The following is a 7,283-nucleotide window of genomic DNA, read 5'->3' on the forward strand; positions in this document are numbered from 1 at the left end:
GGCCGCCGCTAGTGGCGGCGGCGATGAGATTGATGGCGAAGGTATTTACAACAATATCTGTATGGCGTGCCACGAAACCGGCGCTGCTGGCGCTCCGGTGCGTGCTGATGAAGCCGCATGGGCTGAACGTACTGAGCAAGGCTTTGCCACATTATTAGAGCATGCCATCAACGGTATTGGTGCAATGCCTGCTCGAGGCGGCAACCCCAACCTTTCTGACGAAGAGATGGAAGCGGCGGTGGCTTACATGGTTGAGCCTGTCATGGAAGTTCCCGAGCTAGGTGGCGGTGAAGAAGAAGCGGCTGCTGAAGCGACTGAAGAGGGCGCCAGCGACGATACGGCTGTGGCAGAGGATGCCAGTGCCGATGAAGAGACTACCGACGCTGCAGCTAGCGAAGAAGAAGCAGTCGCCAGTGAAGAAGAAGCTGCTAGTGGTGGCAGCGGTTTAGATGGTGAAGCGCTTTATACCAGTGCTGGCTGTGTTGCGTGCCATGCTGCCGGTGTAGCTGGCGCGCCCAAGATAGGTGATGCCGAAGCGTGGGGCCCGCGTATTGAGCAGGGTACCGATGCGCTCTACCAAAGCGTATTTAACGGCAAAGGCGTGATGCCACCACGCGGTGGTAGCAGTGCCTCTGACGAAGAGATCATGGCCGTTGTCGATTACATGGTCTCAGAAGTACAATAAACAGTTTTTGTAATAATGGCTGTTAAATTTATCCACAGGTGGTTTTTGAAACCCCCTGTGGATATTTTTTTGTGTTTTATTTTCTTCTTAACTTGCCGCTAACCCAACAGAGAACGCAGCCCGGCAATCGCGTCTTGCCCGCGTGCCTGCTTTTTCTCGGGGTCTTCTTTATCGGCGCGTCCCTCCCACTCCAAATCATCAGCGGGCAGTTCGTCTAAAAAGCGGCTGGGCTGGCAGTCCATCAGCTCACCATACGCTTTACGCTGGCGGGCTAGCGTGAGTGTTAGCGTGCGTCTTGCCCGGGTGATGCCGACATAAGCCAAGCGGCGCTCTTCTTCTACCGTCTCCATTTCAATAGCGTTACGGTGAGGCAGCAAGTCTTCCTCTAAGCCCATCAAATAGACATGGGGAAATTCTAGCCCTTTCGAGGCATGCATAGTGAGTAGTTGCACACGGTCGGAGTCGTCTTCTTCGGCCTGCTGCTCAAGAATATCCCGAAGCACTAAACGCGAAATAGCAGCTTCGACGCCATCGGTTTCCGTCGCCGTGGAATCATCAGCATCTTCGGGGTCGCGGTTTAGTGACTTTTCTAGCTGATCAATCAAAATCCAAACGTTGGCCATGCGTCGTTCGGCGACAGTCGGGGCACTGGCGTTTTGGTACAGCCAGGCTTCGTAATCCATATCGCGTAGCATGTCGCGAATGGCCGCGATGGCATCGTCTTGATCCATGCGTTTGCGCACGCCATCAATAAAGTGCGTAAAGCGTGACAGGCGCTCCACGGCCCGAGTCGGCAGCGTTTGCTCTAATCCCAGCTCGTGGCAGGCAGCAAACAGAGAAATAGAGCGTTCTGTTGCATAGTTGGCCAGCTTTTCCAGCGTACCGGGCCCGATTTCACGGCGAGGCACATTCACAATGCGTAAAAAGGCATTGTCATCGGCGGGGTTAATTAACAGCCGCAGATAGGCCATGGTGTCCTTGATCTCGTTGCGAGAGAAAAACGACGTACCACCGGAAAGCTTGTAGGGAATTTGGTAATGCTGCAGCTTGAGCTCTAATAAACGTGCCTGAAAATTACCCCGATAGAGCACCGCAAAATCTCGCCATTCCGCCTTCTCTTTGATGCGCCGAGTCAGCATTTCGCTGGCTACCCGCTCTGACTCCGCCTCTTCATGGCGGTTGACGATGACCCGGATAGGCGCACCATCGCCCATATCCGACCACAGGGTTTTATCGTAAACGTGCGGGTTATTGGCAATTAACGTGTTGGCCGCGCGCAAAATAGTGCCAGTCGAGCGGTAGTTCTGCTCTAGCTTAACCACTTTCAGGCGTGGAAAGTCTTCGCCAAGGGTCACCAGGTTTTCAGGCCGTGCGCCACGCCACGCGTAGATCGACTGATCGTCGTCGCCGACCACGGTAAAGGTCGCCCGCTCCGCCATCAGCAGTTTCACCAACAGGTACTGGGAAACGTTAGTGTCCTGGTACTCATCCACTAGCATGTAGTGGATTTTGTTCCGCCAGCGGGCCAGTGCCTCTGGGTCGCGTTGCAGGAGCACCACCGGCAGCAGAATCAGGTCGTCGAAATCCACCGCGTTATAGGCTTTCAAGTGGCGTACGTAAGCTTCATAAACCCGTGCGGCAAAGTGCTCGTCATCATCCGCGGCAAACGAAAGCGCATCACTGGGCAGCACTAAATCATTCTTCCACGTGGAAATTTTGGCTTGCACAGCGTTGATCTGCTCAGCGTCTACCTGAGCGTCTTTGTTCATCAAATCGCGCAGCAATGCTTTGGCATCTTCCGGGTCGAACAACGAAAAGCCCGGCTTGTAGCCCAGGGTTTTCAGCTCACCACGAATAATATTCAGGCCCAGATTGTGAAACGTCGACACCGTTAGCCCGTGGCCCTCTTTGCCCTTCAGCATTTGCCCAACGCGCTCTTTCATCTCCCGGGCGGCCTTATTGGTAAAGGTAACCGCCGCTATTTTGCGCGCGCTCATGCCACACTCTTGCACCAGATAGGCAATTTTGGTGGTAATAACGCTGGTTTTACCAGACCCGGCGCCCGCCAAGACCAAACAGGGGCCATCGATATAGCGCACCGCTTCCTGCTGGCGCGGGTTTAGCCCTTTGATGCGGCTAAGAATGCTCTTTGGCGGTTGGGGCGTCATGGTGAAGGGTGACCTCTACAAGTGTTTCTTGGCAAATTCCATTACAATCAGCGGCGCTGGGCGAACGCACAATGAGTTAATAATAGGCAGGTGGTAATGTTTGAAGTAGCGCTATTTGAACCGCGTATGGCACCCAACACGGGTAACATTATGCGCCTGGTGGCTAACAATGGCTGCCGATTACATTTAATTGAACCGCTGGGCTTTGATCTCGAAGAGAAAAAGCTGCGGCGCGCCGGGCTAGATTACCGCGATCTAAACAATGTTACCCGCCATGCCGATTTTACGGCGTTTCAAGCGGCGATGCAGGGGCGCACACTATGGGCGATTACTACCAAAGGCAGCCGTGCTCACAGTGACGCGACCTTCGCCCCGGGCGACGTATTGCTGTTCGGTTCAGAAACCGCAGGGCTTTCACCCCAAGTGCACGCTGCGCTGCCTGAAGAACACAAGCTGCGTATCCCCATGCAGCCCAATAACCGTAGCTTGAACCTTTCCAATGCGGTGGCCATCGTTAGCTATGAGGCGTGGCGCCAGCAAGGCTATGCTGGCGCATTAAGCAGTGAGCGATAGATGCAGTGACTAGCCCGTGATGCCGTAGCGGTCGCGATAAGCGCGTACGGCTTCGGCGTAAGCCAGCATTTCGCCTCCAGCACGCTCTTCAAGGTAAGTAAGCACTTGCTCTAAGGTGACAATACTGACAACCGGCATGCCGTACTGAGCCTGCACTTCCTGGATAGCGCTTTGCTCGCCCTGGCCGCGCTCTTGACGGTCAAGTGCAATAATAACGCCGCCCGCGCGGGCACCGCTTTGCTCAATCAGGCTCATCACTTCACGGATAGCCGTACCGGCCGTAATCACGTCATCAATGATCAAAATATCGCCGGCCAGTGGCGCGCCGACAATATTGCCGCCTTCGCCGTGGGTTTTGGCTTCTTTACGATTAAACGCGTAGGGCATATCGCGGTCGTGATGGTCGGCTAAGGCCGCAGCGGTGACCGCTGCCAAGGGAATGCCTTTATAGGCTGGGCCGAACAGCACATCCGCCTGCAGGCCGCTATCAACAATCGCTTGGGCGTAAAATCGGCCTAGCTTGGCCAAGGCACGGCCGGTTTGAAACAGGCCAGCATTGAAAAAGTAAGGGCTTATTCGCCCCGACTTAAGCGTGAACTCGCCAAACTTGAGCACGCCCTGCTCAATAGCGAAGGCAATGAAATCGCGCTGATAGGGTTGTAGAGTGGTGGCCACGGTGGTCTTCTCTTGTCGATAGGAATGAAAGTAATAGGAACCTAAGTAAACGCAACAATAAAACGGGGTTAAATAGCAAGATTTGGTTTGTCTATTTACCCAAACGTCTAAACGTCGGGTATCATACAGCAGCGACGCAAAAGGGACGATTTATGAAAATTGCCAGCATCAATGTCAATGGTATACGTGATGCCGTCGACCGTGGCTTCCTGGACTGGCTGGCTCAGCAGGATGCCGACGTGATCTGCGTGCAGAACATCAAGGCAAAAAGCTTTGAACTGGACGACCATATTCTCTATCCGGAAGGCTACGAAGGCTACTTTCTGGATGCAGAAGAAGATGGTTTCTCCGGCGTGGCACTTTATTGCCGCAAAATTCCCAAGGCGATTATGTACGGCCTTGGGTTCCCTCAGTGTGATCACGAAGGGCGCTTTCTGCAGGCGGATTATGACCGCTTCAGCATCGCCACCTTCTTGATGCCTGATGGAAGTGATCAAAAAGCTAAACAGGCGTTTATGGAGCAGTATCAAGAGTACCTGACGAAGATGTCGCGCAAACGCCGTGAATACATCATCTGTGGTACCTGGCACGTTGCCCATAAAACCATTGATTTGGCCAACTGGTCGGACAATCAGCTTACCTCTGGTTTCCGCCCTGAAGAGCGTGCCTGGATGGATCAGGTGCTTGGCCCAACCGGCTTTATCGACACCTTCCGCGAAATTAATCGCGACGCGGGTGAATATACCTGGTGGCCAAAGCTCGACCAAGACGTGCCCCGTGAGCGCCAAGAAGGCTGGCGGATCGACTACCAACTGGTCGGCCCCAACTTCCGTCGCCATGTGGTTGACGCGTGGATTGATTACGATGCGACCTTCTCTGAGTTCGCACCGCTGATCGTTGAGTATGACTTAGCGCTATAAGCGCTCACTTTCCCGCGTCGCGTTACCCGTCTCAGCAACAGGCCAGCTTTTAAGCTGGCCTGTTTGCGTAAGCGCGTAAGTTATTCGCCAAGTAACGCCTTAGCCACGAATACCCAGTGCTTCGCGCTGTTTTGCGCGTAGCTCGGAGCCCGCTTTCTCCGCCAGATCAAGCATCGCATTCAGCTCAGTACGGTTAAACGCACCCGACTCTGCAGTACCCTGCACCTCGATCAGCTCGCCGCTTTCAGTCATCACCACGTTCAGATCGGTGTCGGCTTTGCTATCTTCCGGATAGTCCAGATCTAGTACCGGCACGCCTTTATAAATACCCACCGAAATCGCGCTAACCAGCTGTTTAAAGGGGTCACCTTTAATCTTCTTCTCACGCTGCAGATAGCGAATGGCATCCACCAGCGCCACGCAGCCACCGGTAATCGACGCGGTACGGGTGCCGCCGTCGGCCTGGATCACATCGCAATCCACGGTAATGGTGAATTCACCCAACTTCTTCAAGTTCACTGACGCGCGCAGGCTACGGCCGATCAAACGCTGAATTTCCAGCGTCCGGCCACCTTGTTTACCGCGCGTCGCTTCACGGCCACTGCGGGTGTGCGTGGCACGGGGCAACATGCCGTACTCAGCGGTGATCCAACCCTGATTTTTACCACGCAGCCAGCGCGGTACGCCTGCTTCTACGCTCGCATTACACAGCACCTTGGTATCGCCAAACTCCACCAGTACCGAACCTTCTGCATGGCGAGTGTAATCGCGGGTTATGCGAATTTCACGAAGCTGGTCGGCTTCACGACCGCTAGGGCGAACAACATCAGGACGCATAGCACCTCACATCAATTTAACAGTGGGAAAGCCCACTATTGTACACGTCAACGCCGCCACTGATGGGCCTATTCAAGGCAGACGTATCCACCAGCACAAGATCGGTTAGACTGACCTAAATGCGCGATGAACAGGAAACTTTAATGGCCAACCCACGCCACGTACACAGCATGACTGCCTTTGCCCGCACCGAGCAGGCTGCCCCGTTTGGCACTCTGCAGGTAGAAATCCGCTCGGTGAATCAGCGCTACCTGGAACCGCACTTTCGCCTGCCCGACGCTCTACGCGAGCTGGAGCCAGTGCTACGCGATGCCTTACGCACGCGCCTAGCGCGGGGCAAGGTAGAGTGCAGCCTGCGTTTTGAAGCCGCCGAAGCCAACCAAGCCCCTGCGGTTAACGCCCAGCGCTTAAAAGAAATAGCCGATGCCCTGGCCGCTATTCAGCAACAGGTACCCAGTGCCGTGCCGCCCACCACGCTGGCGTTGCTTAACCAACCCGGCGTTATGGAAACCCAGCACCTCGACCAAGACGCCATCAAAGCCGCCGCCAAAACGCTATTTGATCAAGCACTGAACGAGTTGATCGACGCCCGCGCCCGGGAGGGCGAAAAACTTGCTGAGATGATCACCACTCGGCTAACGGCTGTGAGTGAACAAGTCGCCACTGTGCGCAGCCTGCTGCCGCAAATTTTAGAGCGCCAGCGCGCCCAACTTTTGGAACGCTTAGAAGTCGCCAAAACCGAACTCGACCCGCAACGCCTGGAAGCCGAACTGGTACTGGTCGCGCAGAAAGCCGATGTAGACGAAGAACTGGACCGCCTCACCGCACATATAGCAGAAGTGAGCCACCAGCTCGCCCAAAAAGGCCCCAAAGGCCGCCGGTTAGACTTCTTGATGCAAGAGCTCAACCGCGAAGCCAACACGCTGTCGTCAAAATCCGTAGTGGCGGAGACGACGCGTTGTGCAGTGGAGTTGAAGGTGTTGATCGAGCAGATGCGGGAGCAGATTCAGAATATTGAGTAGGTTTTTTATTCATCTAATAAGCCCTGTTATTGACTTGTAAATACAGGGCTTTTTTTATTGTATTTTACAAATAAAGTTGTCATTACCTATTTTTAATCGCTAATAAAATAACGGATAAATAATACTTTAATCAACAAGTTAGATTTAAATTTTGTTATTATCTTTTATCTCCCATTACACCATGGCCTCTTCATAAACTTCCTCTACTTCAGAAAATTGCTTAACATTCTCTATTCGCGTTAAGGTCGTCAGTTTCATCGAGTTTCTTATGGGACGATGTGGAACATGGGTAACTGGGCTTTGTAGCGTCAGTGGCTTACCTAGTTCAAACAAATAATACAGATCATCAGCGCCTGATTTTTTACCCGCTTGCTCTTCGCTAAGTGCCTGATCTTAAGTTTTC

Annotated in this window: 7 protein-coding genes; 4 read left to right on the forward strand and 3 right to left on the reverse strand. The window is 53.7% G+C overall.

Features of this window, described 5'->3' with window-relative positions; genetic code table 11:
* Positions 1 to 685, forward strand: a 685-nt coding sequence (locus tag INT22_RS05625; protein WP_226912438.1) for a c-type cytochrome, incomplete at its 5' end; no start/stop codon positions are given.
* Positions 686 to 783: 98 nt separating this feature from the next.
* On the opposite strand, the gene rep is transcribed toward INT22_RS05625, so the two are convergent.
* Complete coding sequence (gene rep / locus INT22_RS05630; protein WP_095603372.1) at positions 784 to 2,853, reverse strand: DNA helicase Rep; 2,070 nt, start codon at positions 2,851 to 2,853, stop codon at positions 784 to 786.
* A 96-nt stretch (positions 2,854 to 2,949) separates the two neighbouring features.
* On the opposite strand from rep, the gene INT22_RS05635 reads away from it, so the two are divergent.
* A complete protein-coding gene (locus tag INT22_RS05635; protein WP_193060546.1) occupies positions 2,950 to 3,426 on the forward strand; it encodes a tRNA (cytidine(34)-2'-O)-methyltransferase in 477 nt (158 codons plus the stop codon).
* A gap of 9 nt (positions 3,427 to 3,435) precedes the next feature.
* Here INT22_RS05635 and pyrE read toward each other — a convergent pair whose 3' ends face one another.
* Positions 3,436 to 4,101, reverse strand: coding sequence for an orotate phosphoribosyltransferase (gene pyrE / locus INT22_RS05640; RefSeq protein WP_193060545.1), 666 nt, complete (start codon positions 4,099 to 4,101; stop codon positions 3,436 to 3,438).
* 152 nt (positions 4,102 to 4,253) lie between these two features.
* On the opposite strand from pyrE, the gene INT22_RS05645 reads away from it, so the two are divergent.
* A complete protein-coding gene (locus INT22_RS05645) occupies positions 4,254 to 5,021 on the forward strand; it encodes an exodeoxyribonuclease III (protein WP_009723298.1) in 768 nt (255 codons plus the stop codon).
* Between the two features lie 99 nt (positions 5,022 to 5,120).
* Here the strand turns inward: INT22_RS05645 and rph are convergent, their stop codons facing one another.
* The gene (gene rph, locus INT22_RS05650) at positions 5,121 to 5,858 is read right to left on the reverse strand and encodes a ribonuclease PH (protein ID WP_193060544.1); all 738 of its coding nucleotides are present in this window, start codon (positions 5,856 to 5,858) and stop codon (positions 5,121 to 5,123) included.
* A gap of 143 nt (positions 5,859 to 6,001) precedes the next feature.
* On the opposite strand from rph, the gene INT22_RS05655 reads away from it, so the two are divergent.
* The gene (locus INT22_RS05655; protein WP_193060543.1) at positions 6,002 to 6,880 is read left to right on the forward strand and encodes a YicC/YloC family endoribonuclease; all 879 of its coding nucleotides are present in this window, start codon (positions 6,002 to 6,004) and stop codon (positions 6,878 to 6,880) included.
* Positions 6,881 to 7,283: the final 403 nt, after the last annotated feature.

The sequence above is a fragment of the Halomonas sp. 3D7M genome (assembly GCF_014897885.1).
GTDB lineage: Bacteria > Pseudomonadota > Gammaproteobacteria > Pseudomonadales > Halomonadaceae > Vreelandella.

Excerpts from the sequence above, each read along its gene's own strand:
- rep (WP_095603372.1), bottom strand. The coding sequence starts at position 2,853 with ATGACGCCCCAACCGCCAAAGAGCATTCTTAGCCGCATCAAAGGGCTA.
- INT22_RS05635 (WP_193060546.1), top strand. The coding sequence starts at position 2,950 with ATGTTTGAAGTAGCGCTATTTGAACCGCGTATGGCACCCAACACGGGT.
- INT22_RS05645 (WP_009723298.1), top strand. The coding sequence starts at position 4,254 with ATGAAAATTGCCAGCATCAATGTCAATGGTATACGTGATGCCGTCGAC.
- rph (WP_193060544.1), bottom strand. The coding sequence starts at position 5,858 with ATGCGTCCTGATGTTGTTCGCCCTAGCGGTCGTGAAGCCGACCAGCTT.
- INT22_RS05655 (WP_193060543.1), top strand. The coding sequence starts at position 6,002 with ATGGCCAACCCACGCCACGTACACAGCATGACTGCCTTTGCCCGCACC.